This is a genomic window from Novosphingobium sp. KA1, from assembly GCF_017309955.1.
Lineage (GTDB): Bacteria > Pseudomonadota > Alphaproteobacteria > Sphingomonadales > Sphingomonadaceae > Novosphingobium.
The window spans coordinates 899,936-926,101 of sequence record NZ_CP021248.1; the positions used below are offsets into that span (position 1 = coordinate 899,936).

Here is a 26,166-nt window from a genome sequence, read left to right on the forward strand (position 1 = left end):
GCATCCGTCCGGCGGTGCCCGCAAATTCTCTGGCTGGCTTGAAATGTTGATGGTAAATATCGGAATAACAAGAATTTATTTCTATAAAGGTTGAATAACAGAGCTAATCCGCCTTTCAGTTAAGGCGTTGTTCGGGTCGTTGCGGGGGCGTTCGAATGGTGGGTGTATCAACTCATTTTTATGGGTGTGTATCTGCTGGTCGGCTCACTCTGATGGCTGCTTGTTCCTTGGGGTCGTTTCGCGGCCCAATGGCACTGGGGCACTTTTGAGTATGGGAATGGAATTCACATTCCGGGAGTCGTGGACACTTTTCGGCCTGCTGGCCGAGACGACCTCGGATATCATTCTCAAGACCGATCTGCAGGGCTGCATCGTGCAGGCCTCGTCCGGTATTGCGCGGCTCGGGGTGCGTATCGATCCGGCCGTCACCGGCCCGCACTTGCTGGATGTCGTCTCGGATTCTGCGCGCGCCGCAGTGGCCGAGGCGCTCGACGCGGCACTCGCCGGTGCGCAGACCGGCAACTGGGTCGAATTTCCCGCGATCAGCCCTGACGAGCGCGATACCTGGTACGAATTGCAGGCGCGGGCGCTGCTCGATGATGCAGGCGTGGTCTATGGCGCCTTGGCGGTAATGCGCAGCATCGACGAGAAGCGTGTGCTGAAGGACCAGCTGTTCGCCGCGACCTACACGGATCCGCTGACCCGGCTGACCAACCGGGCGGCCTTCATCTCCATGCTCGAACACATGATCGACACGCAGATGGATGGCTGCCTGGCGATGTTCTCGATCGATTTTTTCCGCACCATCAACATGAAGTACGGCCAGCACACCGGCGACGACGTGCTGCGCGTGTTTGCCGACCTGCTGCGCGAGATGCTGCGCAGCGACGACCTTATCTCGCGGATCGGTTCGGAGCGTTTCGCCGTGCTGCTGCCGCGCACCAGCCCGGAACAGGCGCAGGCGATCTGCAGCCGTGTGGTGGCGACGCTGGCGGACTTGCGGCAGACCGTAGGCGAAAGTCGCATGGCGATCACCGCCAGCGGCAGTGTCGCGCGGATCGGCGACAGTCTCGACAGCACGATCGAGCGCGCGGAACTCGCGCTGTTCTTCGCCAAGGCGAAAGGGCGCAACCGGCTTGAGATGGAAAAGCCGCGTGCGGTGCAGATGCAGCCGGACGCGGCTCTTTCCGGATCAGCCCTGTCCCATCGCTTCCAGAGCCTGTGAGATATCGGCGATAAGGTCGCCGGCATCTTCCAGCCCGATGGAGAAGCGCACGCCGTAGACGTCGGCGGGATTTTCCGCTTCCGGCGGCCAGGGCATGATGGAGCGATAGCCAGCCGGTGCGATGGGGATGCACAGGCTTTCGAAGCCGCCCCATGAATAGCCGATCCCGAACAGCTTCAGCGCATCGACGAAGCGGTTGCGACGGGCCATCGTCACGTCCTTGAACACCACGCTCATCAGCCCGCTGCCGCCGGTGAAATCGCGCCGCCACAGGTCATGCCCGGGGGCGCCCGGCAGCATCGGGCAGAGCACTTGCGCGACTTCGGGGCGCTGGGACAGGAACTGGGCGATCTTCAGGGCGGTCTCGGTGCCTTGCTTGAGGCGCACGCCCAGCGTGCGCAGGCCGCGCAGTGCCAGCGCGGCATCGTCGGGAGAGACGATATTGCCGAGTTGCTGGGCGCGTTCACGCAGCTTGCCGTAGAGTTCCGCCCCGGCGCTGGCCGAGCCCATCATCAGGTCCGAATGGCCGCCGACATGCTTGGTCAGCGCCATCACCACGACGTCCGCGCCCTTGGTCAGTCCCTGGAAGCCGAGCGGGCTGGCCCAGGTATTGTCGAGTACCGAGAGTGCGCCCTTTTCGCGGGCGATGCGGGTCAGCGCGGGCACGTCGCAGACTTCCATCGACAGGCTGCCGGGCACTTCCAGCATCACCGCGCGGGTCTTTGTCGTGAAGGCGGCCTCATAGGCGGAAAGGTCGAGCGGATCGAAGAACCGGGTGGTGACGCCGAAGTCGGTCAGCAGGCCGAGGCCCATCGAACGGGTCGGGTCATAGGCATTGTCGGTGATGAGCAGTTCGTCGCCGGGGCGCAGCAGGGTGAGCATGACACCGACGATGGCTGCAACACCCGAAGGGTAGATCACCGTGCCTGCCGCGCCGGGTTCGAGCTGGGTGAGCGCATCGCAGAGCGCCCATTGCGTCGGCGCGCCGCGGCGGCCGTAGAAGAAGCGGCCGTCCTCATTGTGGCGCGGCCCTTCGGCCAGCGCGGCGGTATTTTCGTAGAGGTGCGTGCTGGCGCGCCAGACCGGGGGATTGACGACCGCGCCGGTCCAGTCCTTGCGGCGCCCGCCGGCAACGAGCTTGGTTGCGGGGGACAGGTCGCCGATATTTTCGAAATCGCTCAAGGGAATCTCCGCAAAATCCGCCCCTGGCGGATTTCAAATCGCACTCTGGGGAGCGTGACCCTAGACGCGGCGATCCGAGCGGTCGAGGGGCTGCGTCACTCCGCTGCTTGCGGAACGCCGCCTGCTGGCGCGGGCCCGGCATGGGAGCGGGCGCCGACGATCTCGCGGGCTTGGATCGGTGCATGGTCACGCGGGCCGGTGTCGATACGCAGGGGGGCAAGGCCTGCACCTTCGCCGGGTTGGCCGAGCGAGAACACGCGCCGCTCGATCGACCCGTCGGGCAGAGCGACAAACAGTCGCAGCAGCGGCACGAACAGCGTCGCATTGCCCTGCCGCAACGGGCGGATGGCATTGAGCGGAAGCTGGATTTCACCGTTCACTTCGCGCGTTTCGCCCGGTGCAAGAGCATCGAAACGGTGGCGGACCGGGATCGAGGCGGGATCGGGGGCGAGTTGCTCGGCCTGCGAGAGCGAGGCGTGGGCGGAGATCATGTCCGCCGCGATCACCGCGCCTTCGGGAATACCGTCGGCCGGCGCGGTCAGCGCGGCGCGGTAGACCAGTGTCGCATAGACCAGCGACTGCCGCATCAGCACGGTTTCAAGAGCGATTTCCGGCTTTTCAATGTCCGCGGGAGAGGGCGCGAGGGGAGGCGTGGTGGTCGCGGCTGGAACCTGTGCAGGGACCAGCAGCGGTGCGAGCAGCGGATTGGCGCGCGGCGGGGCGGCAGGTGTGACGGGCACCGTCGTGGCCGCTTCGGCCTTGGGCTGAGCGGGCGCGGTGATGACGGGGCCTGTCGGCGCCTTTGTGGCGGGTGCGACCTCCGCTTCGGGTGCCTGGGCAATATCGCCGACTTCGGGTTCCGGCTCTGGCTCCGGCTCCGGCTCCAGGCCGGCCTCTGTCCAGGCCGTTGCCGGGGTCGCGCGACGGCGCAACAGGGCGAACACGCCGCCCGCTGCCAGCAGCAGCGCGACCGGGATTGCCAGCCACCATTCCGGCCAGTGGTTTGACGGTGCGGCAGTCGGCTCGGTTTGGGTGGCATCGGCCGCGGCAAGGCTCGGCGTCGCTGCGAGCGGCGATGCCGAAGGCGCGGGCTGGGCGGCGGGCGCGGTCGGGGCTGGTGTTGGAGCCGGGGCCGGGGCCGGGGCCGGGGTCTCCGGGCTTATGCCCGCGCGCGGGGCAGGCGCGTCGGTGCGGCGAGGCGCTTCACCGGCGGGCGCGGTTGGTTTTGCGGCGGGCTTCTCCGGTGCCCTGGCCGTCGGAGTGCCGATCGCCGGGGGCGGCGGCGCAGGCAGCGTGACCTTCGTGCTGGGCGTTTCCTCGGGCGTATTGGCGGGGCGCGTGACGACCGGATTTTGCGAATCGACCGGGCCGGCAGGGCGCGCCGGGGCCTGCGTGGAATCGGCGCCGGGCTGAAGGCTCCATGTCGCCTGTGCCAGTGCGGGCGTCGTGCCCGCGACGAGAAGGACGCCCGCCAGCGCCGCCGTTGTAGAAAGAGTAGCCGTCCTGATCATCTTGCCCCGCATCATCCCTTCAGTGCGGAAGCCTTCGCGCGCTGAACCTTGTCTTAATGGAGGTCGCATATAGTCCATCGGCGCGATGAGGCGAGGGGCATCATAGCCGAATTGCGGCCCGGCTAGAAGGGCGCCGATGGCTCGCCAGCCCCCGGATGGAGCGCCAAGCCTTGAAGGAAGCAGGGCGGGCAATTATCAAGGCGCTCATGACCGACACTTCCATCGCTCCGCTGCATCTCGGCCAGAACGTGCCGCTGCCCACCTCGCCCGAGGAGGCCGTGCTCGATTACGTTCCCAATCCGCGCCAGGGCAGCCTCTATCTGGTGCGTTTTGCCGCGCCGGAATTCACCTCGCTCTGCCCGGTCACCGGCCAGCCCGATTTTGCGCATCTCGTTATCGATTATGCGCCCGGCGAGACCATCGTCGAATCCAAGAGCCTCAAGCTGTTCCTCGGCTCGTTCCGCAACCACAACGGGTTCCACGAGGATGTGACGGTCGGCATCGGCCAGCGTCTGTTCGACGAGATGAAGCCGCGCTGGCTGCGCATCGGCGGCTACTGGTATCCGCGCGGCGGCATTCCGATCGACGTGTTCTGGCAGTCCGGCACGGCGCCGGAAGGCCTGTGGGTGCCTGATCAGGGCGTGCAGGGCTACCGCGGCCGGGGCTGAGCTTTCCCGATTGCCGATGAAACGGGAGCGCCGGTCTGTTCCGGCGCTCCCGTATTCCCCGATCTTTCCCTCCAGACGGCCTTGCTGGCCGTTTCCCCGGAAGTCCGCGTCGGGCGACGTTGGCCTTGGCTCCTCTCCAAGCCGTACCTTAGCGTAGACTGTTGATTTTCGAGAGATCGATCGACCTGCTGCCCAGAGCAGCCAATTGCCGCGTGGTCAGGCACTGCGCCTGCACGGTGGGAGCATCCGCCCCCAGTGCCACCTCCGAGCCCAGCGCCTCTTCCAGCCGCGCGGCGCAGGCGGCACGGGTCGGAAAGGTCTGCACGGGAACGGCGAGGCGCTGGCAGGCAGAGCCGTCGTCGCTGCAGCCGAACAGGGCAAGGGCGATGAGAGTGGTGCTCAAGTCTCTCTCCTTTCATCCCAAAGAACGGCAAAGACGCCGGAAATATCCCGTGAGGGCGCGAAAAAAGAGTCGCCGCCAGGGCTGGAACCCTCCGCCGTCCCGCGCGTAAGGTTGCTCCATGGACCAGATCAAAGCCAAGCTCATCATTCGTCCCGCCACCGTCGCCGACGCTCCCGCCATCGCCCGCCTCTCCAGCAAGGTCTACGGCACCGCCGATGCCTTCACCCGCGCGGAGATTCGGGGGCAGGTGATCAATTTCCCCGAAGGCCAGTTCGTGGCCGAGTACGAGGGCAAGGTGGTTGGGCACTGCGCGACGATGATCGTCACGGCCGATCAGGCCTTCCGTCCGCATACCTGGGAGGAGATCAGCAATGGCGGTTATGGCCGCCCGCCGGCCGACGATGGCGACGTGCTCTATGGCTTCGAGGTCTGCGTCGATCCCGATTACCGGCGCCTGCGCATCGGCCAGCGTCTCTATCGCAAGCGCAAGGAAGTCTGCCAGTATTTCGAGCTCAAGGGCATCGCCTTCGCCGGCCGGATGCCCGGCTATTCCCGCCGCAAGCGCCAGTATCCGAACCCGGCGGACTACCTGGAGGCGGTGAAGAACAAGAAGGTCCGTGACGCCGTCATCCAGTTCCAGATGAACGAGGGGTACGAGCCGCGCGGGATCCTGCCGGACTATATCCCGAACGACAAGGAAAGCGGCGGCAACGCCGTGATCATGTACTGGACCAACCCGCTTGCCCCGCGCGATACCGGCAAGGCCATCCCGGGTTTCAAGGAACGCGTGCCCTCCAGCGTGCGCGTTGCCACCGTGCAGTTCATGATGCGCAAGATCGAGACGATCGACCAGTTCGAGGAGCAGGTCGAATACTGGATCGACGTGGCTTCGGATTACGAGAGCGACTTCGTGGTGTTCCCGGAGCTTTTCACGCTGGAACTGCTCTCGATCGAGGAAACCAAGCTGGAACCCGCCGCCGCCATCGAGAAGATCGCGGACTACACAACGCGTTTCGTGGAATTCATGCAGCGCATGGCGGTCAGCTACAATATCAACGTGATCGGCGGTTCGCACCCCACCCGTGTGAAGCTGGGCGGGGGCAAGAGCGAGATCCGCAACATCGCCTATACCTTCCTGCGCGACGGCGCGGTGCATGAGACGCAGAAGCTGCACCCCACTCCGTCCGAGCGCAAGTGGTGGAACATCAAGGGCGGTTACGGCGCCAATGTGATCCCCACCGACTGCGGGCCGATCGGCGTGATGATCTGCTATGACAGCGAGTTCCCCGAACTCTCCCGCCACCTCGTCAACCAGGGCGCGCTGATGCTGTTCGTGCCGTTCTGCACCGACGAGCGGCGGGGCTTCCTGCGCGTGCGCTACTGCTGCCAGGCGCGTGCGGTGGAGAACCAGTGCTACGTCGTCACCTCCGGCGTCGTCGGCAACCTGCCGAACGTGGAGAACATGGACGTCCACTACGCCGAAAGCGCGATCCTGACGCCTTCGGACTTCCCCTTCGCGCGGGACGGCGTGGCGGCGGATACGGCGCCCAATACCGAGACGATCGCGATTGCCGATCTCAGCCTCGATGCACTGCTGACCGCGCGCCAGTCCGGCGCGGTGCAGAATCTCAAGGACCGCCGGTTCGATCTCTACCGCGTCGAATGGACCCAGCAGCCGGGCTGACGCGGCGCTGGCGTCAAAGGGTGCGCTGCAGGGTCGCCAGTACCTTTTCACGCAAGGCGGTAGCCGATGGCAGGCCGTGGCTTTCGAGGTCGGCGATGCCGTCGATGGCATCCTCGCCGAAGCAATGACCGAGCGGAATGGTGTGTCCAGCGACATGGCGGCCCATCGCGGTGGAAAAGAAGGCATGGACGACAGGGAGTTCCGGCGCCTCGGGGTCCTGATCGACGACCATCGCGATCCGGCCGCTGCGCAGCGTGACAAAGGTGCCGATCGGGTAGACGCCCAGCGATTCCACGAAGCGGGCAACGATCTTCGCGTCGAAGCGCTCCGGCTGGCTCTCCATGTCGCGCAGCACTTGCGCCGGGTCGAGCGGAATTCCGGTGAGCGCGCCGCCAACCGCGAGGTCGAAATGGTCGCAGATCGCCGCCATGCGCGAAAACAGGTCGAGGTCGCCGCCCGGGACCATGAATTCATTGCCGGTACCGGCAACGGATTCGTGGTGACGCGAGACGGCCCGAAGCACTTCGCCCGGCATGTCGCCCGCCGCCTCCAGCAACTGGCGCCCGACGACGGTGTGACGGGCCCACAGTTCGGCGGGGACCTCGCTGGCGATGCCCATGCCTTCGGAAAATTCGATGTCGAGCTGGCTGACGCCGACGTCGAGCAGGAGCCCGGCCAGTCCGGCGAGGCGGGATTCTCCGGGCGGCAGGCGCATCTGGCGGGCGAGCGAGACCATCAGCGCGCTGGTCGCCAGCATGTGGCGATAGATAGGTTCGTTTTCCGACTTGCAGCGCATCAGGCCGGAAAAGGCATAGGGATTTCTCTCTATGGAGGCGTGGATGTCCTCGACTACCGGTGCCACTTCGACCACGCGGGGGGCTTTGCCGAGCCGGGCTTCGAGGAAGACCCTGGAGATGACCTTGCGCGATTTGCCTGCCACCAGCCGGGCATTGCCGAATTCACGGGTGATCGGAATCGGGCCGGAGCGCAGCGCAGCACCGTTGGCGACCGGCGATCCGCGTAGCGGAGGCGGAGGCATGACCCGGCGCGGTGCGGGGCGCATGCGGAGCGGTCCGGACGGGGCTGCGGCAACGGCCATTTCCGCTTCGGCAGGAGTGTTTACATCGATACCGCGTTCGGTATCGATGATCACGGCGTCGATCTCGCTGGCCCTCACGATGTCCAGCCGCTCGCGATCGTCCACCACGAAATTGGCGCGCCAGAACGGATGGCGCAGCCAGTTGCCCTGGAACGACTGGATGTACATTCCCATTTCGACTTGCGACGGCAATATGCGCTTGAGAACCATTCCAAACCCGCGAGTGGAGGAGCCTACTTCGCGGATAGCGCGAACAAGGCTTTCCCGGCGTTCGCGCAAGGCTCGGTAAGTTCACGTATTATAGACGGATTTCTGGTTAACCGGAGTGCAGGGATAGGGGAAATTATCGTTTTTGTTCAGTTGGTTCCCAGCCATATGGCGCCATAGGCGGGGAGATGGTCGTGATCGGCCCCGTTTACCGATAGCACGATCATTCCTGTGGCGGGCTCTGGCAGGTCGATAGGGCTGGCAGAGAGGTTGAACAGGCAGCGCACACGCGCGGTCCCGGCATCACGTTCGAACATGAGCAGGTCGCCGTCTGCGGACCAGTCGACCAGCGAGCCATGGCGGAGTGCCGGGATCGCCTTGCGCAAGGCCAGCAGGTGGCGGGTGAAGTGCAGCAGCGATGCCGGGTCCGCTTCCTGAACGGCCACCGCGCGCGACAGGTTTTCAGCGGACATCGGTAGCCACGGCGTGCCGGTGGTGAAGGCGCCCTGCGCAGTGTCCTCCCATGGAATCGGCGTGCGGACACCATCGCGTGACAGCGTGAGCGGCCAGTTGGCGATCGCCTCGGGGTCCTGAAGCTGTTCGTAGGGGATCTCGTCCTGCACGAGGCCGAGTTCCTCGCCCTGATAGACGATCACGTTGCCGCGCAGCGCCGTCAGCAGCGCCATTTTCACGCGGGCAAAGGCTGTGCGGTTCTCCGGCGCGCACCAGCGCGAGACGGCGCGAGGGGCGTCGTGGTTCTCGAAAGCCCAGCTTGGCCAGCCGCCAACCTCTCCCGGCGCGAGTTCCCAGCGGTCCAGCACATCGACCACGATGCCTGCCGTCAGTGCCGGGGCATAGAGGAAGTCGAAACCATAGGCGCTGTTGAGCCGGTGATTGCCCGAGGTATAGGCGCGCCGGTCCGCCTGAGGATGGTCGCCGCCGATTTCGGCGACGGTATGGATGGCGGAGAATTCGTCGCAGACCCCGCGCAGCTTTTCGACCACGGCAACCATGCCCGGGTGCGACTGGCTGTATTTCTTGATCTGGTAGTCGAACGGGCGGGATCGCACGCGGCCATCCTCGGGTGCGGGCGGATTGTCGCGCAGCTCGGGGTCGTGCATCGCGTGGTTGAGCGCGTCGAGACGGAACCCGTCCACCCCGCGCTCCAGCCAGAACCGGGCGACGTCCATGATCGCGTCCTGCACATCGAGGTTGTGCATGTTGAGCTGCGGCTGTTCCTTGAGGAAGGTATGCATGTAGTACTGCCGCCGCCGCGCGTCCCAGGTCCAGGCCGGGCCGCCGAACACCGACTGCCAGTTGTTGGGCGGGGTGCCGTCCTCGTTCGGATCGTGCCAGACGTACCAGTCTGCCTTGGCGTTGTCGCGGTTCTGGCGGCTTTCCGCGAACCATGCGTGCTGGTCGGAAGTATGCGCGTAGACCTGGTCGATCAGGACTTTAAGGCCCAGTTCGTGGGCGCGCGCGACCAGCGCGTCGAAATCGGCCATGGTGCCGAAGACCGGGTCGATGCCGCGATAGTCGGCTACATCATAGCCGAAATCGCGCATGGGCGAGGTGAAGAACGGCGAGATCCAGATCGCGTCGACGCCCAGCGCCGCCACATAGTTCAGCCGGCGGGTGATCCCTGCAAGGTCGCCGACGCCGTCGCCATCGCTGTCCTGAAAGCTGCGCGGATAGATCTGGTAGATTGCGGCGCCCTGCCACCACGGCCGCGGCGGTGTTTCTTGGGCTGTTGCCGCAGGAACGGTCTCGGGGGAAGCCGCGTCGGTAGGATCGAGAGTCATGCGCACCTTTCGCGAAGGCTGGCGGAAGCGTCCGGTATAACAGCCGCGATCTTCGCTGGCGAATTTTTTGCGGCACCGCACAATCGCTCTTGCCGCGTCGCGATGCTGTGCTAGCCATGGTGGAGGAAGTCGGGAAGAGATGGGCGCGCACCGGGTTCGGGGCGTCCCGAAGATGACGTAAACCGCCGTTTCCGCCGACTTTTTTCAGTCCGGCGATCGGCCTGTTCAGGAGTGTGCCCGTGGCTACCGATCCTGTGTCAGACACTTCTCCGCTGGCTTGCGTGCAAACCCCGTCCGAAATGGACAAGCATATCGTTCGCGTCCTGCGAAACCGCGTGGGCAAGGACGAACGCGCGGCCAAGCAGTACGACTGGTACACCGCCTCGATCTACGCGCTGCGCGACAAGATCATCGACAGCTGGTTCGAATCGACCCGCCGCACCTACGATACCGGGGGCAAGCGGGTCTATTACCTCTCGATGGAATTCCTGATCGGTCGCCTGTTGCGCGACGCGCTCTCGAACATGGGCATGACGCGCGAGTTCGAGAAGGCGCTGGCCGCGCACGGGCTGGACCTGGCGGCGCTCGAGGAGCTTGAGCCCGACGCGGCGCTCGGAAACGGTGGCTTGGGGCGTCTCGCTGCCTGCTTCATGGAGAGCCTCGCCACGCTGGACATCCCGGCCTACGGCTACGGTATCCGCTACAAGAACGGCATGTTCCGCCAGCGCGTCGACGATGGCTGGCAGGTCGAGCTGCCCGAGACATGGCTGGCCCACGGCAACCCCTGGGAGTTCGAGCGGGTGGAAAGCACCTACCGCATCGGCTTTGGCGGTGAAGTGGTGGCAGAGGGCGAGGGCGTGTTCTGGCACCCGGCCGAGCAGGTCGAGGCGACCGCCATCGATACCCCGATCGTCGGCTGGCGTGGCAAGCGCGTGAACACGCTGCGGCTCTGGACGTCGAGCCCGCTCGATCCGATCAAGCTCGATGCCTTCAATGCGGGCGACCACTTCGGCGCGCTGGCGGAGCAGGTGCGGGCGGACAGCCTTGTGCGGGTGCTCTACCCCGCCGATTCCAGCCCTGCCGGGCAGGAACTGCGGCTGCGGCAGGAGTATTTCTTCACCGCCGCTTCCATTCAGGACATCGTGCGCCGTCACGTCCAGTACGAAGGCGATATCCGCACTTTGCCGGACAAGGTCGCGATCCAGCTCAACGACACGCACCCCTCGGTCGCGGTGGCCGAACTGATGCGGCTGCTGGTCGATGAAAACGGCCTTGAGTTCAACGAGGCCTGGGACCTGTGCCGCCAGACGGTGTCCTACACCAACCACACCCTGCTGCCCGAGGCACTGGAATCCTGGCCTCTGCCGCTGTTCGAGCGGATGCTGCCGCGCCACATGCAGATCATCTATGCGATCAACAGCCGCGTGCTGAGGGAGGCGCGCAAGGCGGGCTGCGATGATGCGCAGATCGCGGCGATCTCGCTGATCGACGAGGGTGGTGAGCGGCGCGTGCGCATGGCCAACCTGGCTTTCGTGGGGTCGCATTCGGTGAACGGCGTGGCCGCGCTCCATACCGAACTGATGAAGGAGACGGTCTTTGCCGATCTCCACCGGCTTTATCCCACGCGAATTAACAACAAGACCAACGGCGTCACCCCGCGCCGCTGGCTGCAGCAGTGCAATCCGGGCCTGACCCGGGTGATCCGCGATGCCATCGGCGATGGTTTCCTTGACGACGCGGAAAGACTGTCCGACCTCAATGCCCATGCGGGCGATGCGCAACTGGGCGAGCGCGTGGCCGAAGTGAAGCGCGCCAACAAGGTGGCGCTGGCGGACTACATCAAGAAGACGATGGGCGTGCGCCTCGATCCCGATGCGCTGTTCGATGTGCAGATCAAGCGTATCCACGAATACAAGCGCCAGCTGCTCAACCTGATCGAGACGGTGGCGCTCTACGACCAGATCCGCAGCCATCCTGAGCGGGACTGGGTGCCGCGGGTGAAGATCTTCGCGGGCAAGGCGGCGCCGAGCTATCACAACGCCAAGCTGATCATCAAGCTGGCCAACGACATAGCCCGGCGCGTCAATGCCGATCCTTCGGTGGGCGGGCTGCTGAAGGTGGTGTTCGTGCCCAACTACAACGTCAGCCTGGGTGAGCGGATCTTCCCGGCGGCGGACCTGTCCGAACAGATCTCGACCGCGGGCATGGAAGCCTCGGGCACCGGCAACATGAAGTTCGCGCTGAACGGCGCGCTCACCATCGGTACGCTTGATGGCGCCAATGTCGAGATCAAGGATCATGTCGGCGACGACAATATCGTCATCTTCGGCCTTACTGCCGAAGAAGTCGCCAGAAAGCGTGCGGACGGCTACAATCCCCGCGAAGTGATCGAGGGATCGCGCGAGTTGAGCCAGGCGCTCTCGGCGATCTCGTCCGGGGTATTCTCTCCGGACGATCCCGATCGCTACAAGGATCTGGTCGGCGGCATTTACGACCATGACTGGTTCATGTGCGCGGCCGATTTCGATGCTTATGCGGCGGCGCAACGTTCAGTTGATGCCTGGTGGGAGGATACTTCCCGCTGGCGCAGCGCAGCGATACGCAATATTGCGAATGTAGGCTGGTTCTCGTCCGATCGGACGATTGCCGAGTACGCGAGAGAGATCTGGAAGGTTCTGTGACGTCACCGGAAAGTCTGAAACCACCCGAAAGTGCAATTGAGGCTCTCCTTCAAGGCGTTCATGCAGACCCGTTCTCGCTTCTGGGCGTGCTGCCCGGGCCGGACGGCACGTTCCTGCGCGCGATCCTGCCGGGCGCCGAGGAGGTCGAGGCGTTCAGCCTCGATGGGCGCCGGATGGGGCGCCTCGGCAAGATCGACGACCGGGGGCTGTTCGAAGGGCGGCTGAGCGTAAAGCCGCAGCCGATCCGCTATCGCTGCTCGGCGGGAGAGAACGACTGGCTGGTCACCGACCCCTATACCTTCGGTCCGGTGCTGGGGCCCATCGACGACCTCCTGATCGCGCAGGGCACGCATTTCCGCCTGTTCGACAAGCTGGGCGCCCACATCATCGCGCATGAGGGCGCCAAGGGCGTTCACTTCGCGGTCTGGGCACCCAATGCCCGGCTCGTCAGCGTGGTGGGGGACTTCAACGACTGGGATCCCAAGCGCCACGTCATGCGCGATCGCAAGGACATCGGCGTCTGGGAAATCTTCATCCCCGACATCGGGGACTATCGCGCCTACAAGTATCACATCGTCGGCGCCGACGGGGTGGTGCAGCCACTCAAGGCCGATCCATTCGCGTTCATGTCGGAAATCCGCCCGGCCAATGCCTCGATGACCGCGCATCCGGCCAAGCTGGACTGGGGCGACGAGGCGCACCGCGATCACTGGGCCTCGGTCGATCCGCGCAAGGTTCCGGTCTCGATCTACGAAGTCCACGCCGGTTCCTGGCAGCGCGACCGCTTCAACTGGTTCCTGAGCTGGGACGATCTGGCGGAGCAGCTGATCCCTTATGTCGTCGAGATGGGTTTTACCCATATCGAGTTCATGCCGATCAGCGAGCATCCCTATGACCCGTCATGGGGCTATCAGGCGACCGGGCTCTACGCGCCGTCCTCGCGTTTCGGCGAACCGGCGGGGTTCGCGCGCTTCGTGGACGGTGCGCACCGGGCCGGGATCGGCGTGATCCTCGACTGGGTGCCCGCACATTTCCCGACCGACCAGCACGGCCTCGTCCGTTTCGACGGCACCGCGCTTTACGAACATGCCGATCCGCGCATGGGTTTCCAGCCGGACTGGAACACGCTGATCTACAACTTCGGCCGGCGCGAAGTGGTGAGTTTCCTCGTCAACAACGCGCTGTTCTGGGCCGAGCGCTATCACGTCGATGGCCTTCGCGTGGATGCGGTCGCCTCGATGCTCTACCGGGACTATTCGCGCAAGGAAGGCGAATGGATCCCCAATGCGCAAGGCGGGCGTGAGAACTGGGAGGCGGTGGATTTCCTGCGCGCGGTCAACCGCGCGATCTACGGCCAGCACCCCGGCGTCATCACGATCGCCGAGGAATCGACCGCCTGGCCCGGCGTCACCCAGCCCGCCTACGAGGCGGACGATGGCCAGGCTGGTGCGGGACGCGCCAGTTCGCTGGGCTTCGGCTTCAAGTGGAACATGGGCTTCATGCACGACACGCTGCGCTACATGGCGCGCGATCCGGTGCATCGGCGCTACCACCACAACGACATCACGTTTGGGCTGACTTACGCGTTTTCCGAAAACTACGTCCTGCCGCTCAGCCATGACGAAGTGGTTCACGGCAAGGGATCGCTGCTCGGCAAGATGAGCGGGGATGACTGGCAGCAGTTCGCCAACTTGCGGGCCTATTACGGGCTGATGTGGGGCTATCCCGGCAAGAAGCTGCTGTTCATGGGCCAGGAATTCGCCCAGCGCCGCGAGTGGAGCGAGGAGCGCGCGCTCGACTGGAAACTGCGCGAAGCCCCCGCGCATGAAGGCGTGCGCAATCTGGTGAAGGATCTCAACCGCCTCTACCGCACCAAGCGCGCCCTCCACGCGGGGGACTGCGATGGCGGCGGGTTCGAGTGGCTGGTGGTCGACGATGCCGCCAATTCTGTCTTTGCATGGCTGCGCAAGGCGGCGGGTGCAAAGCCGGTCGCGGTCGTCGCCAACATGACCCCGGCAATGCTCACCGGTTACCGCCTGCCGCTGCCCCATGCGGGCAAGTGGCGCGAGATCCTCAACACCGATGCGCTGATCTACGGCGGCACCGGCAAGGGCAACATGGGGCAGGTCAAGGCGGCCGACGGCTATGCGACCGTCACGCTGCCGCCACTTGCCACGATCATGCTGGAATTCGACGAAAACTGATCAGGTCGTGAACTGGCCCCCTGTTCGGCGCGGGGCCGACGATGTGCAAGGAGAGTGTTTCAGATGCGTACCTCGGGATCGCCGCTCGCACGCGACGCCATGGCCTATGTGCTCGCGGGGGGGAGGGGTAGCCGGCTTGCCGAACTGACCGACAACCGGGCCAAGCCCGCGGTCTATTTCGGCGGCATGAGCCGCATCATCGACTTTGCGCTGTCCAACGCGATCAATTCGGGCATCCGCCGCATCGGCGTGGCCACGCAGTACAAGGCGCATAGCCTGATCCGCCACATGAACCGCGCGTGGAACTTCATGCGGCCGGAGCGCAACGAGAGTTTCGACATCCTGCCCGCCAGCCAGCGCATTTCCGAGATGCTGTGGTACGAAGGCACGGCGGATGCGGTGTTCCAGAACATCGACATCATCGCATCCTACAGCCCGAAGTACATGGTGATCCTGGCGGGCGACCACATCTACAAGATGGACTACGAATTGATGCTGCAGGAGCATGTCAATTCGGGCGCGGACGTGACGGTGGGCTGCCTTGTCGTGCCGAAGAAGGAAGCCAGCGGTTTCGGCGTCATGCATGTCGACGAGCACGACGTGATTACCTCGTTCGTGGAAAAACCCAAGGATCCGCCGACGATCCCCGGCGATCCGGACAATTGCCTCGCTTCCATGGGCATCTACGTCTTCGATACCGAGTTCCTGTTCGAGCAACTGCGGCGCGATGCCGCCGATCCCGATTCCAGGCGCGATTTCGGCGGTGACATCATTCCCTACATCGTCAGGCACGGGAAGGCGCAGGCGCACCGTTTCACCAATTCCTGCATCCGCGCGGCGGAAGAGATCGAGGAGTACTGGCGCGACGTCGGCACCGTGGATGCCTATTTCGACGCCAATCTCGACCTGACCGACACCGTGCCCAAGCTCAACATGTACGACCGCGACTGGCCGATCTGGACCGACACCGTCGTCGCCGCCCCCGCCAAGTTCGTGCACGACGAGGAAGGACGGCGCGGCGAGGCGATTTCCTCGCTGATCAGCCAGGACTGTATCGTCTCCGGCTCGCTGGCGCGGCGTTCGCTGCTGTTTACCGGGGTCAAGATGGGCAGCTATTCTTCCGTCAACGAAGCGGTGATCCTGCCTTACTGCAACATCGGCCGCCATGCGCGGCTCAGCCGGGTCATCATCGATTCCGGTGTGCGTATTCCCGAAGGGCTGGTGGTGGGAGAAGACCCCGTTCTCGACGGCCAGCGTTTCCGCCGCACCGACAATGGCGTATGCCTGATCACCAAGCGCATGATCGAGCGGCTGGAAATCTAAGGATTTGTTTGAGGATCCCAGCGCAGGCGGATTTTCAGACACCGGAAGGGAAGAGTGCATTGAAGGTTCTGTCGGTCGCATCCGAAGCAGTTCCCCTGATCAAGACCGGCGGGCTGGCCGATGTTGCAGGCGCGCTTCCCTCGGCGCTGGCGCCAAACGGGGTGGAAGTGACGACGCTGCTGCCGGGCTACCCTTCGGTGCTCAAGGCGATCGGACGGTCCCGCGCGGTTCATGCGTGGGATTCGCTGCTGGGGGTGCCGGCGCGGCTGCTTTCCGCGAAGATTGACGGCCATCCGCTGCTGGTGCTCGATGCGCCGGCCCTGTTCACCCGCGACGGCGCGCCCTACACCGATGGCGCCGGGCGCGACTGGGGGGATAACTGGCACCGCTTTTCCGCGTTTGGCCGCGCCGCAGCCGACATCGCGGGCGGCGCCATGGTCAGCCGGGGCAAGGCGAAGCGTTATGACGTTGTCCACGCGCACGACTGGCAGGCGGCGATGGCCTGCGCCTATCTGCGCTTCGCTCCGTTCGGCGGAGATGAGGGGCGGGTGCCTTCGGTGGTCACGGTCCACAACATGGCGTTTCAGGGCTGGTTCGGTTCCGAAGTGTTCCCCGGTGTCGGCCTGCCCGCCGAGGCATGGACGATGGAGGGCGTGGAATATCACGGCGGTCTCGGCATGCTGAAGGCCGGGCTCGCCTGTGCCGATGCGGTCACTACCGTCAGCCCCACCTATGCGCGTGAAATCCGTGCGGCGAACTTCGGCATGGGGCTGGAAGGGCTGGTGATCGCGCGGGGCAATGCCGTCAGCGGCATTCTCAACGGCATCGATACCGCGCTGTGGAACCCGGCCGAGGACGCCGCGCTCGCCGCGCGTTATTCCGCTCGGACGCTCGACAAGCGCAAGGCCAACAAGCGCGCACTGGAGGCCGAGTTCGGCCTCGACGAGGATGACGGCCCGCTGTTCATCGCGGTCACGCGCCTCACCTGGCAGAAGGGCATGGACGTGCTGCCCGAAGTGCTGGATCATCTCGTCGGGATAGGCGGACGGCTGGCGCTGCTGGGCTCGGGAGACCGTGCGATCGAGCGCCAGCTGCGCGAAGGGGCAGCGCGCCATCCGGGCCGGGTGGGCCTGCGTTTCGGATACGACGAGGATTTGTCGCACCGCATGCAGGGCGGCGGCGATGCGATCCTCATCCCCTCGCGTTTCGAGCCTTGCGGGCTGACCCAGCTTTATGGCCTGGCTTATGGCTGTCTCCCCGTTGTTTCCCGCACCGGCGGTCTTGCCGATACGGTGATCGATGCCAATCCGGCCGCGCTCGCGGCGGGTGTCGCCACCGGCATCCAGTTCGACGGCGTGCATTACGACGCACTCTCGGCGGCGCTGACCCGCACGGTGGAATTGTGGAACGAACCGGACGTCTGGGCCGCGCTCCAGAAGAACGCGATGAAGGCCGATTTCTCGTGGACGGCGAGCGGCGCGGCTTACGCCCGGCTTTACCGCAAGCTGGCTGCATGAACCCGCTCGGCGTCGAGATCGGGGCCGACGCCACGCGCTTCACGGTGCGGGCGCCGCTGGCCGACATGGTCTGGTTGTGCCTGTTTTCCGGCGCCGAGGAAACGCGCCACGCGATGCTCCGGCAAGGCCCGGAATGGACGCTGGCGCTGCCGGGCAACCTGACCGGCGCGCATTACGGCTATCGCGCTGCCGGGGAGTGGGCGCCCGAGCGCGGGCTGTGGTTCGATCCGGCCAAGCTGCTGGTCGATCCCCGGGCGGTGGAACTGGATCGCCGCTTCGTGCAGGACCCGCGCCTTGCCGTCCACGGCGAGGATACCGCAGACATTGTTCCGCGCGCGGTGGTTCCCGCTGCCGCGCCGCCGCCGGCACTCGATCCGCCTCGCTTCCGCTCGGGCGGGCTGGTCTACGAACTCAACGTCCGCGGCTTCACCCGTCTCCATCCCGATGTGCCCGAGCACATGCGCGGCACGGTCGCGGCACTGGCCCATCCGGCTGTGCTCGCACATCTGAAGAAGCTGCATGTGACGGCGGTGGAACTGATGCCGATCGTTGCCTGGGTGGACGAGAGGCACCTGCCGCCGCTCGGCCTCGTCAACGCATGGGGCTACAATCCGGTGGCGATGATGGCGCTCGATCCTGGGCTGTGTCCCGGCGGGGTGGCAGAGCTGCGCAATACGGTCGCCGCGCTCCATGCCGAGGGGATCGGCGTGCTGCTCGATATGGTGTTCAACCATACCGGCGAGAGCGACGGGTCGGGCGGCATCCTTTCGCTGCGCGGACTGGACAACGGCGCCTACGCCCATGCGCCCGATGGTGCGCTCATCAACGATACCGGCTGCGGCAATACGCTGGATTTCGCCAATCCGGCCGTGCGGCGGCTGGCGCTCGACGCGATGCGGCATTTTGCGAGCGCCTGCGCCGTGGACGGCTTCCGCTTCGACCTTGCGCCAGTCATGGCGCGCGGACCCGGGTTCGATCCTGCCGCGCCGATCTTTGCGGAGATCGCCGCCGATCCTGTGCTCTCGACGCGGGTGATGATCGCCGAGCCGTGGGATATCGGCCCGGGCGGTTATCAGCTTGGCAATTTTCCCGCCAACTGGCTCGAATGGAACGACCGCTTCCGCGACGACGTGCGCCGTTTCTGGCGCGGGGACGAGGGCATCGGCAAGCTGGCGACGCGGCTGGCGGGCTCGTCCGATGTGTTCGGCCCGCTTGCCCCGCATTCCGCCTGCCGTTCGGTCAATTTCCTTGCCGCGCACGATGGCTTCACGCTGGCCGATACCGTCGCTTACGAGCGCCGTCACAACTGGGCCAATGGCGAGAACAATCGTGACGGCCACGGCGAGAACTTCAGCTGGAACCACGGCGTCGAGGGTAGCACCGACGATGCGGCGGTGCTGGCGGCGCGCCAGGCCGATCTCAAGGCCATGCTCGGCACCCTGTTCGCCTCCACCGGCACCATCATGCTGACCGCGGGCGATGAATTCGGCCGCACCCAGCACGGCAACAACAACGCCTATTGTCAGGACAATGCGATCGGCTGGGTGGATTGGGAAGGCCGCGACCATGAACTGGAGGATTACGTCGCCGGGCTCGGTGCCGCGCGGATGACCTATCTGGCCGCCTTCCAGCGCTTCGAGGATCACGGCGCATGGCATGCCCCGGACGGCCGGGAAATGACCGTGGCCGATTGGGAGCGCCCCGGCGAGAACCGTCTCGACTGGGCCTATACCGGGGCGGAAGGCACCTTGCGCTTCACCGTCGACCGGCTTGAGCGGCGGGTTTTTGCCACCGCACGTGCGGCCACGGCCTGATTTCGGGAAGGCGCGTTGGCAAGCGCGGGTTTTTGTAATAAGCGATGCTCGCTCGCAGGCTTCGGCCTGGCGGGCAACGATCGCGCCGGTGCCCCGAAAGGGGCTTAAAAGGGAACGCGGTGCGGGTGGATCGCTCCATCCGAAGCCGAGGCTGTCCCTGCAACTGTAAGCGGTGAGCGAGATGACGAGGTCTTCCCGAGGGGAAGGCCGGCCACTGGACCTGCCAGGTCCGGGAAGGCCGTGCATCGAGCTTCGACCCGCGAGCCAGGAGACCTGCCGGCGCGTCGGTCGCTCTTGCCTTGGTCCAGGGAAAGGCCATGGCTCGGTACTCCGCGTGAGCGACGAAACCGTGCGGCTGGGGCTGCATCGGCGCGCAGGGAAGGGCGTATTGCGCGCGCCCCCTCCCTGTGTGCGGACCGGCGCGAGCCGGCAGGCCCCGGCCATCGTCGCTGCGCGCGTGGACCCTTGGCATGCCCGTTCCCGGGACGACCAAATGTGCGAGCCCCTTCGTGGTGCGTGGATGGTGCCCTTCGGCCTGGCGGCCGATGGAATCCGGCGACGGACTGATCGTGCGCCTGCGCCCGCCGCTGGCCCGGATGACCCGCGCGCAGGCGCTGGGCCTGTGCGACCTTGCACTGGGCCATGGCAGCGGCACGCTCGACCTGACGAGCCGGGGCAATCTTCAGCTGCGCGGGGTGCGAGAAACGGCCTTGCGCCCGCTGCTCGAAGGGCTGGCAGCCTTGGGCCTGGTCGACGGCGATGCCGAGCGCGAGGCCCGGCGCAATCTGACACTGGCACCGGACTGGTCGGAGGGGGACGAGACCGAGGGTATCGCCCGCGCTTTCATGGACCGGCTGGACCGGTTGCCGCCGCTGCCGGGCAAAGTCGGATTTGCCATCGATGCCGGTTCGCAGCCGGTTCTGGGGCTGGTCCCGGCCGATTTGCGCATTGAACGCGGTGAGACCGGCGCGCTGATCCTGCGCGCGGAGGGCCGCGAGACCGGGGTGCCGATCGCCATGGACCGTGCCGCCGAAGCGCTGATCGATCTTGCCCACTGGTTCGTGGATAGCGGCGGTGCGGTGTCGGGGCGGATGGCGCGCCATCACGCCGAGCTCCCCGCTTGGGCGCAGGGGGCTGTTCGCCCGGCTGCCTCGCGCGCGCCACTGGCCCCGGGCCTTCACCCGCTTGGCGCCGCGTTCGGGGTGGCGTTCGGCAGCTTGCACGCCGAGGCTTTGGCAGAACTGCTGGACAAGACCGAGGCCCGCGCCGTCCGGCTCACGCCATGGCGCGTGCTGCTGCTGGAGAACGCCGCGCTTGTCCCGGCTGAGGGTTTCGCCACTGAGGCGTCCGATCCGTCGCTGCGTGTCGATGCCTGCCCCGGAATGCCGGCCTGCCCGCAGGCGAGCGTCGAAACGCGCGCTCTCGCCGAGCGCCTCGCGCCCCATGTGGCCGGGCGCCTGCATGTCTCGGGCTGCGCAAAAGGCTGCGCCCGGTCGCTTCCTGCCGCGGTTACCCTGACCGGACGCGGCGGCGCATTCGATCTTTCGTTCGATACTCGCGCAGGCGCCCCGGCGGTCATCGCCGGGCTCACACCCCACCAGATTCTCACGCATTTCGGAGCCGATTGATGCCGCACCATTACGAGACCGACGGCGCGGCGATCTATCGCCAGTCCTTCGCGACGATCCGCGCCGAGGCCGATCTCGCCCGCTTCGATGCCGACGAGGAGCGCATCGCGGTACGCATGATTCACGCAGCCGGGCTGGTAGACCTCGCCGCGCACATCCGCTTCTCGCCGGGTTTCGCGGCTGCGGCGATGGCGGCGGTGGCGAGCGGGGCGCCAATTCTCTGCGATGCGCGCATGGTCAGCGAAGGTATCACCCGCGCCCGCCTGCCTGCGGGAAATCCGCTGGTCTGCACCCTCAACGCGCCCGAGGTTCCGGCGCTGGCGCAGGCAATCGGCAATACCCGTTCGGCCGCCGCGCTCGAACTCTGGCGGCCGTATCTGGACGGGGCGCTGGTGGCGATCGGCAATGCGCCGACCGCGCTGTTCCATCTGCTGAACATGCTGGAAGATCCGCAATGCCCGCGTCCCGCGGCGATCATCGGCTGTCCGGTCGGCTTCGTCGGCGCGGCGGAATCGAAGGCGGCCTTGTGGGCGGAGCAGCCGGTGCCGTGCTGCGTGGTCGAAGGGCGGCTGGGGGGAAGCGCCATCACGGTTGCGGCGGTCAATGCGATCGGGAGCAAGGCGGAATGAACGCGGAAACGAGAATCGAGGCGAACGTCGCGGTGAAGACCGGAACGATCTACGGGGTTGGGCTTGGTCCCGGCGCGCAGGACCTGATGAGTGTCCGCGCCGACCGGTTGGTGCGCGGCGCGCGCCACCTTGCCTATTTCCGCAAGGCCGGCCGCCCCGGACAGGCGCGCCGGATCGTCGAGGGCATGTTGCACGCCGATGTGGCCGAGTTCGCCATGGAATACCCGGTCACGACCGAGATCTCGCTGGCCGATCCGCGCTACAACGCCTGCCTGTCCGAGTTCTATGCCGCCTGCACCGAGCATCTCGGCACCCTGGCGCGCCGCGGCGAGGATGTTGTCGTCCTGTGCGAGGGCGACCCGTTCTTCTACGGTTCCTTCATGCACCTTCACGCACGGCTTTCGGGCGTGGTTCCGGTGGAAATCGTGCCGGGCATCACCGGCATGTCGGGCGCATGGACCGCCAGCGGTACACCGATCACCTGGGGTGACGATGTGCTGACGGTGCTGATGGCCACGCTGCCCGAAGCCGATCTCGCGCGGCGGATCGCCGATACCGATGCGCTGGTGGTGATGAAGATCGGCCGAAATCTCGCCAAGCTGCGCCGCGCGGTCGCGGCGGCGGGGCGCGAGCATGAGGCATGGCTGGTCGAGCATGCGGCCATGGCCGAGCAGCGCATCACCCCGCTGGTCGAAGCGGAAGCCGTGACGCCCTATTTCTCGATCCTGCTGATCCACGGCAAGGGCCGCCGTCCGTGAGCGGGTGGATCGCGATCGCCGGGCTCGGCCCGGGCCGCGAGACGCTGGTCACGCCGGAAGTGTCGCAGGCGCTGGCCGAGGCCAGCGATGTGGTCGGCTACATCCCCTATGTCGCGCGGGTCGCCCCGCGCGCGGGGCTGGTGCTCCATGCCAGCGACAACCGGGTGGAGCTCCAGCGCGCCGCCCATGCGCTGGAGATGGCGGCGGCAGGGAGGCGGGTGGTGGTCGTCTCCTCTGGCGATCCGGGGGTTTTCGCGATGGCCGCGGCCGTGTTCGAGGCACTGGAGCAGGGGCCGCCGGAGTGGCTTTCGCTGGACATCCGCGTGCTGCCGGGGATCACCGCGATGCTGGCGGCCAGCGCCCGCGCGGGGGCGCCACTGGGGCATGATTTCTGCGCGATCAACCTTTCGGACAACCTCAAGCCATGGGCGCTGATCGAGCGGCGCCTGCGTCTTGCGGCGGAGGCGGACTTCGCGATGGCATTCTACAACCCGCGCTCCCAGTCCCGCCCCGAAGGGTTCGCCCGCGTGCTGGACGTGCTGCGCGAGGCTTGCGGCGCGGATCGGCCGATCCTGTTTGCCCGCGCGGTGTCGACGCCCGAGGAACACCTGCGGGTCACGACGCTGGGCGAGGCAAGCCCGGACATGGCCGATATGCGCACCGTGGTCATTGTCGGGTCGAGCCGGACGCGGCTGATCCCGCGCGAGGGTGCGCCGATCCTCTACACGCCGAGATCGGCGGAATGAGGGAGCCAGTCGAACACGGCCTCCACGGTGTGCACGGTCTCGGTCGGCGCGGCGGCCGGGCGTTCGATCATCATGACCGGAATGCCGAGGCGGCGCGCGGCGATGAGCTTGGCCTGCGCGCCGCTGCCGCCCGCGTTCTTGCAGACGACAACGTCGATCCGGTGCTGTGCCAGCAAGCGTATGTCGTCTTCCGCCGTGAAGGGGCCGCGATCGACGACAAGATGATGGTCGGGAAGCGCAGGCGGCTGCCGGGGCCGGTCGACGAAGCGCAGCAGGTAATGGTGCTGGCCTTGCGCGGCGAAGGCCTCGACATGCATGCGGCCGAGCGCCAGCATCACCCGGCGCCGCGGTCCGGCCAGCGCGGAGACGGCGGCGGCGACATCGGGCACGGATTGCCAGCGATCACCCGGCTGCGGCGCCCAGCCGGGGCGGGTGAGCGTGAGCAGCGGCGTGCCGGTCGCCTCGGCGGCGGCCAGAGCGTTGCGGCTCATGGTGGCCGCGAACGGATGGGTCGCATCGATCAGGTGGGAGACGCGGTGGTCCTGCAGGTACTGCGCAAGGCCGTCCGCTCCGCCGAAGCCCCCGATCCGCACCGGGATCGGCTGGGCGCGCGGCGCCTCGGTGCGTCCGGCGTAGCTGAGCGTGGCGTCGAGGCCCCGATCCGCCATGGCGCGGGCGAGTGCGCTCGCTTCGGTGGTGCCGCCCAGGATGAGGATATGGGACATGACTGATTCTCCCGGGCGGGCCTGGCTGACGCTGATCGGCATCGGCGAGGATGGCCTTTCCGGCCTCTGCGCTGATGCCCGCGCGGTGCTGGCCGAAGCCGATCTGGTGACCGGCGCCGAGCGGCACATGGCGCTGGTGGGCGGACTTAAGGCCGAATGCCGGACATGGCCAGTGCCCTTTGCCAGCGGCGTCGACGGCCTGCTCGCCGAGCGCGGGCGGCGCACGGTGATGCTGGTGTCGGGAGACCCGTTCTGGTTCGGCGCGGGTTCGGTGATCGCGCGCCATCTGGCGCCGCACGAGTGGACGGCGATGCCCGGACGCTCGACCTTTTCGCTGGCGGCGGCGCGGCTGGGGTGGGCGCTGGAAACGACCGTCTGCCTTGGCCTTCATGCGGCCCCGCTGGCGCGAGTGCGGCCACATCTGGCGCCGGGCGTGCAGGTGCTGGTCCTGGTGCGGGACGGCGCGGCGGTGGCGGAGTTCATGGCCTATCTGACAGCGCAAGGTTTCGGTGCGTCCGAGGTCACGGTGCTGGAAGCGCTGGGCGGCCCGCGCGAGCGCATTCGATCGATGCGCGCGGATGCCGAGCCATTTGCCGACACCGTACATCCGGTGGCGCTTGGCATCCGGTTCGCAGGGGACGGGGCGGTTCTGCCCCGAGCCAGTGGAGCGGCTGACGACTGGTTCCAGCATGATGGGCAGATCACCAAGCGGCCCGTGCGCGCGCTCACGCTCTCGGCGCTGGCGCCGCGTGCCGGCGAAAGGCTGTGGGACATCGGCTGCGGGTCGGGCTCCATTGCCATCGAGTGGCTGCTCGCTCATCCCGCCATGCAGGCGACCGGGTTCGAGGCCGATCGCGAGCGGGCGGAACGGGCGCGGAGCAATGCCCGGGCGCTGGGGGTGGACCGGTTGGAGGTGGTGGAAGGGCGCGCGCCCGAAGTTCTGGCAGACCGGCCGCCGCCCGATGCCGTGTTTATCGGCGGCGGGCTGAGCGAGGCCCTGCTCGAAACGCTCTGGGGGTTGCTCGGCAAGGGCACACGCATCGTCGCCAATGCGGTGACGCTGGAGTCGGAAGCCCTGCTCGCGAAGTGGCAGGTGGAGAAGGGCGGCGAATTGCTGCGGATCGAACTCGCGCAAGCGGCCCCGCTCGGCACGCGGCGCGGGTGGAAGGCGCATTATCCGGTGGTGCAGTGGAGCGCGGTGCGATGATCGTGGCCGGTTTCGGCTGCCGGCAAGGGGCGACTCTGGCCTCGCTCGAGAATGCGCTCGAGCTTGCCAGCGGGCAGGTGCCTGCCGTGCGCATCGCCATGCTCGCCGCGCCTGAGGACAAGTGCGGGTTGGTGGCCGAACTGGCCGCGCGGCTTGGACTTCCGGTTCTCGGCATCGCCCCGCACGCGCTGGAGGCGGCGGCGACAGTCACCCGGTCTGCCGCCAGCCTCGCCGCCCGCCGTACCGGCAGCGTGGCCGAAGCCTCCGCGCTCGCCGCGATAGGCGCGCCGTCACGCCTGATCGTCCCCCGTATCGTTTCGTCAGACCGGATGGCCACTTGCGCCATTGCCGAAGGAGCCTTGTCTTGACTGTCCACTTCATCGGCGCCGGTCCCGGCGCGCCCGATCTGCTTACCTTGCGCGGACGCGACCTGATCGCCGCCAGCCCGGTCTGCCTCTATGCCGGATCGCTGGTGCCCGCCGCCGTGCTTGGCCATTGCCCGCCGGGCGCGCGCATCGTCAACACCGCGCCGATGGACCTCGACGCGATCATCAAGACGATCCGCGAGGCGCATGAGGCCGGGCAGGACGTGGCGCGGCTTCATTCGGGCGATCTTTCGGTCTGGTCCGCCATGGGCGAGCAGGTGCGGCGCCTGCGCGCGCTCGCAATTCCCTTCACCGTGACGCCGGGGGTTCCGGCTTTTGCCGCCGCTGCCGCCGCGCTGGAAACGGAACTGACAGTACCGGCGCTGGCCCAGTCGGTGGTGCTGACCCGCACCCCCGGCCGGGCCAGCACGATGCCCGAGCGCGAAAGCCTAGAACGCTTCGCCGCGACGGGCGCGACGCTGGCGATCCACCTCTCGATCCACAATCTGGAGGCGGTGGTGCGCGATCTCCTGCCTTCCTACGGCGGCGACTGCCCGGTGGCGGTGGTCTGGCGGGCGAGCTGGCCGGACGAGCGGATCGTGCGCGCCACGCTGGCAACGGCGGAGGCGGCGGTGGCGGGCAGCATGGAGCGTACCGCGCTGATCCTTGTGGGGCCCTCGCTGGGCGCGCATGTGGAAGGTGAAAGCAGTCTCTATGCTGCGGGTTACGACCGCCGCTTCCGCCCGCAATCGGCGCAGTCGGTCTTTGCCGGCCGCGAGGACTGAGCG

Annotated in this window: 21 protein-coding genes and 1 riboswitch; of the genes, 15 read left to right on the forward strand and 6 right to left on the reverse strand. The window is 66.6% G+C overall.

All coding sequences use genetic code 11. The features are described 5' to 3' along the window. Positions 1-277 precede the first annotated feature (277 nt). Positions 278-1,225: a GGDEF domain-containing protein gene (locus CA833_RS21980; protein ID WP_242526603.1), complete on the forward strand. Its 948-nt coding sequence runs from the start codon at positions 278-280 to the stop codon at positions 1,223-1,225. On the opposite strand, the gene metC is transcribed toward CA833_RS21980, so the two are convergent. Next, positions 1,193-2,407 carry a cystathionine beta-lyase gene (metC, locus tag CA833_RS21985; protein ID WP_370584586.1) on the reverse strand — a complete coding sequence of 405 codons (1,215 nt, stop codon included), beginning with the start codon at positions 2,405-2,407 and terminating at the stop codon, positions 1,193-1,195. The genes CA833_RS21980 and metC overlap by 33 nt on opposite strands. Positions 2,408-2,502: 95 nt before the next feature. After that, entirely contained in the window at positions 2,503-3,918 is a 1,416-nt protein-coding gene (locus tag CA833_RS21990; protein ID WP_207080173.1) for a hypothetical protein, read from the reverse strand. A gap of 206 nt (positions 3,919-4,124) precedes the next feature. On the opposite strand from CA833_RS21990, the gene queF reads away from it, so the two are divergent. Beyond that, positions 4,125-4,586, forward strand: coding sequence for a preQ(1) synthase (gene queF / locus CA833_RS21995; RefSeq protein ID WP_142638917.1), 462 nt, complete (start codon positions 4,125-4,127; stop codon positions 4,584-4,586). A 148-nt stretch (positions 4,587-4,734) separates the two neighbouring features. On the opposite strand, the gene CA833_RS22000 is transcribed toward queF, so the two are convergent. Next, positions 4,735-4,989, reverse strand: coding sequence for a hypothetical protein (locus tag CA833_RS22000; protein ID WP_207080174.1), 255 nt, complete (start codon positions 4,987-4,989; stop codon positions 4,735-4,737). A 118-nt stretch (positions 4,990-5,107) separates the two neighbouring features. On the opposite strand from CA833_RS22000, the gene CA833_RS22005 reads away from it, so the two are divergent. Then, positions 5,108-6,673 carry a bifunctional GNAT family N-acetyltransferase/carbon-nitrogen hydrolase family protein gene (locus tag CA833_RS22005; RefSeq protein ID WP_142638915.1) on the forward strand — a complete coding sequence of 522 codons (1,566 nt, stop codon included), beginning with the start codon at positions 5,108-5,110 and terminating at the stop codon, positions 6,671-6,673. 13 nt (positions 6,674-6,686) lie between these two features. Here the strand turns inward: CA833_RS22005 and CA833_RS22010 are convergent, their stop codons facing one another. Both CA833_RS22010 and CA833_RS22015 read right to left on the reverse strand, forming a co-directional pair. Beyond that, a complete protein-coding gene (locus CA833_RS22010; RefSeq protein ID WP_207080175.1) occupies positions 6,687-7,982 on the reverse strand; it encodes an HD-GYP domain-containing protein in 1,296 nt (431 codons plus the stop codon). Positions 7,983-8,128: 146 nt separating this feature from the next. Beyond that, positions 8,129-9,781 carry an alpha-amylase family glycosyl hydrolase gene (locus CA833_RS22015; protein ID WP_207080176.1) on the reverse strand — a complete coding sequence of 551 codons (1,653 nt, stop codon included), beginning with the start codon at positions 9,779-9,781 and terminating at the stop codon, positions 8,129-8,131. Positions 9,782-10,080: 299 nt separating this feature from the next. On the opposite strand from CA833_RS22015, the gene CA833_RS22020 reads away from it, so the two are divergent. The 9 genes from CA833_RS22020 to cobJ all read left to right on the forward strand — a co-directional run bounded on the left by CA833_RS22020 (position 10,081) and on the right by cobJ (position 23,081). Further along, positions 10,081-12,462, forward strand: coding sequence for a glycogen/starch/alpha-glucan phosphorylase (locus tag CA833_RS22020; protein WP_207080177.1), 2,382 nt, complete (start codon positions 10,081-10,083; stop codon positions 12,460-12,462). 14 nt (positions 12,463-12,476) lie between these two features. Next, entirely contained in the window at positions 12,477-14,666 is a 2,190-nt protein-coding gene (glgB, locus tag CA833_RS22025) for a 1,4-alpha-glucan branching protein GlgB (protein ID WP_142639484.1), read from the forward strand. Positions 14,667-14,729: 63 nt separating this feature from the next. Beyond that, positions 14,730-15,989: a glucose-1-phosphate adenylyltransferase gene (gene glgC / locus CA833_RS22030; RefSeq protein WP_142638911.1), complete on the forward strand. Its 1,260-nt coding sequence runs from the start codon at positions 14,730-14,732 to the stop codon at positions 15,987-15,989. Between the two features lie 59 nt (positions 15,990-16,048). Further along, entirely contained in the window at positions 16,049-17,506 is a 1,458-nt protein-coding gene (gene glgA, locus CA833_RS22035) for a glycogen synthase GlgA (RefSeq protein ID WP_242526406.1), read from the forward strand. Further along, on the forward strand, positions 17,503-19,320 hold the full coding sequence (gene glgX / locus CA833_RS22040; RefSeq protein WP_207080179.1) for a glycogen debranching protein GlgX: 1,818 nt from the start codon (positions 17,503-17,505) through the stop codon (positions 19,318-19,320). Before glgA ends, glgX begins: the two co-directional genes overlap by 4 nt. Before the next feature lie 69 nt (positions 19,321-19,389). Beyond that, positions 19,390-19,616: riboswitch (cobalamin riboswitch) on the forward strand. A 174-nt stretch (positions 19,617-19,790) separates the two neighbouring features. Then, positions 19,791-20,948 (forward strand): precorrin-3B synthase, encoded by a 1,158-nt coding sequence (gene cobG, locus CA833_RS22045; protein ID WP_207080180.1) that lies wholly within the window; start codon positions 19,791-19,793, stop codon positions 20,946-20,948. Continuing rightward, entirely contained in the window at positions 20,948-21,577 is a 630-nt protein-coding gene (locus CA833_RS22050) for a precorrin-8X methylmutase (protein ID WP_142638907.1), read from the forward strand. Before cobG ends, CA833_RS22050 begins: the two co-directional genes overlap by 1 nt. Continuing rightward, a complete protein-coding gene (cobI, locus tag CA833_RS22055) occupies positions 21,574-22,335 on the forward strand; it encodes a precorrin-2 C(20)-methyltransferase (RefSeq protein WP_207080181.1) in 762 nt (253 codons plus the stop codon). The genes CA833_RS22050 and cobI overlap by 4 nt, the downstream gene beginning before the upstream one ends. Next, positions 22,332-23,081, forward strand: coding sequence for a precorrin-3B C(17)-methyltransferase (gene cobJ, locus CA833_RS22060; RefSeq protein ID WP_142638905.1), 750 nt, complete (start codon positions 22,332-22,334; stop codon positions 23,079-23,081). Before cobI ends, cobJ begins: the two co-directional genes overlap by 4 nt. On the opposite strand, the gene CA833_RS22065 is transcribed toward cobJ, so the two are convergent. Next, a complete protein-coding gene (locus tag CA833_RS22065) occupies positions 23,057-23,806 on the reverse strand; it encodes a cobalt-precorrin-6A reductase (RefSeq protein WP_207080182.1) in 750 nt (249 codons plus the stop codon). The two genes, cobJ and CA833_RS22065, sit on opposite strands and share 25 nt — an antisense overlap. Here CA833_RS22065 and cbiE point away from each other — a divergent pair. Genes cbiE through cobM form a run of 3 tightly spaced genes read left to right on the forward strand, consistent with a single transcriptional unit; the run spans position 23,805 to position 26,163 of the window. Continuing rightward, the gene (gene cbiE, locus CA833_RS22070) at positions 23,805-25,013 is read left to right on the forward strand and encodes a precorrin-6y C5,15-methyltransferase (decarboxylating) subunit CbiE (RefSeq protein ID WP_207080183.1); all 1,209 of its coding nucleotides are present in this window, start codon (positions 23,805-23,807) and stop codon (positions 25,011-25,013) included. The genes CA833_RS22065 and cbiE overlap by 2 nt on opposite strands. Beyond that, positions 25,010-25,381 carry a cobalamin biosynthesis protein gene (locus tag CA833_RS22075; protein ID WP_142638902.1) on the forward strand — a complete coding sequence of 124 codons (372 nt, stop codon included), beginning with the start codon at positions 25,010-25,012 and terminating at the stop codon, positions 25,379-25,381. The genes cbiE and CA833_RS22075 overlap by 4 nt, the downstream gene beginning before the upstream one ends. Beyond that, on the forward strand, positions 25,378-26,163 hold the full coding sequence (gene cobM / locus CA833_RS22080) for a precorrin-4 C(11)-methyltransferase (RefSeq protein ID WP_142638900.1): 786 nt from the start codon (positions 25,378-25,380) through the stop codon (positions 26,161-26,163). The genes CA833_RS22075 and cobM overlap by 4 nt, the downstream gene beginning before the upstream one ends. The last annotated feature ends 3 nt before the right edge of the window (positions 26,164-26,166 follow it).

Coding starts and splice junctions, on each gene's coding strand:
- CA833_RS21980 (WP_242526603.1), top strand. CDS start 278: ATGGAATTCACATTCCGGGAGTCGTGGACACTTTTCGGCCTGCTGGCC.
- CA833_RS21990 (WP_207080173.1), bottom strand. CDS start 3,918: ATGATCAGGACGGCTACTCTTTCTACAACGGCGGCGCTGGCGGGCGTC.
- queF (WP_142638917.1), top strand. CDS start 4,125: ATGACCGACACTTCCATCGCTCCGCTGCATCTCGGCCAGAACGTGCCG.
- CA833_RS22005 (WP_142638915.1), top strand. CDS start 5,108: ATGGACCAGATCAAAGCCAAGCTCATCATTCGTCCCGCCACCGTCGCC.
- CA833_RS22010 (WP_207080175.1), bottom strand. CDS start 7,982: ATGGTTCTCAAGCGCATATTGCCGTCGCAAGTCGAAATGGGAATGTAC.
- CA833_RS22015 (WP_207080176.1), bottom strand. CDS start 9,781: ATGACTCTCGATCCTACCGACGCGGCTTCCCCCGAGACCGTTCCTGCG.
- CA833_RS22020 (WP_207080177.1), top strand. CDS start 10,081: ATGGACAAGCATATCGTTCGCGTCCTGCGAAACCGCGTGGGCAAGGAC.
- glgC (WP_142638911.1), top strand. CDS start 14,730: ATGCGTACCTCGGGATCGCCGCTCGCACGCGACGCCATGGCCTATGTG.
- glgX (WP_207080179.1), top strand. CDS start 17,503: ATGAACCCGCTCGGCGTCGAGATCGGGGCCGACGCCACGCGCTTCACG.
- cobG (WP_207080180.1), top strand. CDS start 19,791: ATGCCCGTTCCCGGGACGACCAAATGTGCGAGCCCCTTCGTGGTGCGT.
- CA833_RS22050 (WP_142638907.1), top strand. CDS start 20,948: ATGCCGCACCATTACGAGACCGACGGCGCGGCGATCTATCGCCAGTCC.
- cobI (WP_207080181.1), top strand. CDS start 21,574: ATGAACGCGGAAACGAGAATCGAGGCGAACGTCGCGGTGAAGACCGGA.
- cbiE (WP_207080183.1), top strand. CDS start 23,805: ATGACTGATTCTCCCGGGCGGGCCTGGCTGACGCTGATCGGCATCGGC.
- CA833_RS22065 (WP_207080182.1), bottom strand. CDS start 23,806: ATGTCCCATATCCTCATCCTGGGCGGCACCACCGAAGCGAGCGCACTC.
- CA833_RS22075 (WP_142638902.1), top strand. CDS start 25,010: ATGATCGTGGCCGGTTTCGGCTGCCGGCAAGGGGCGACTCTGGCCTCG.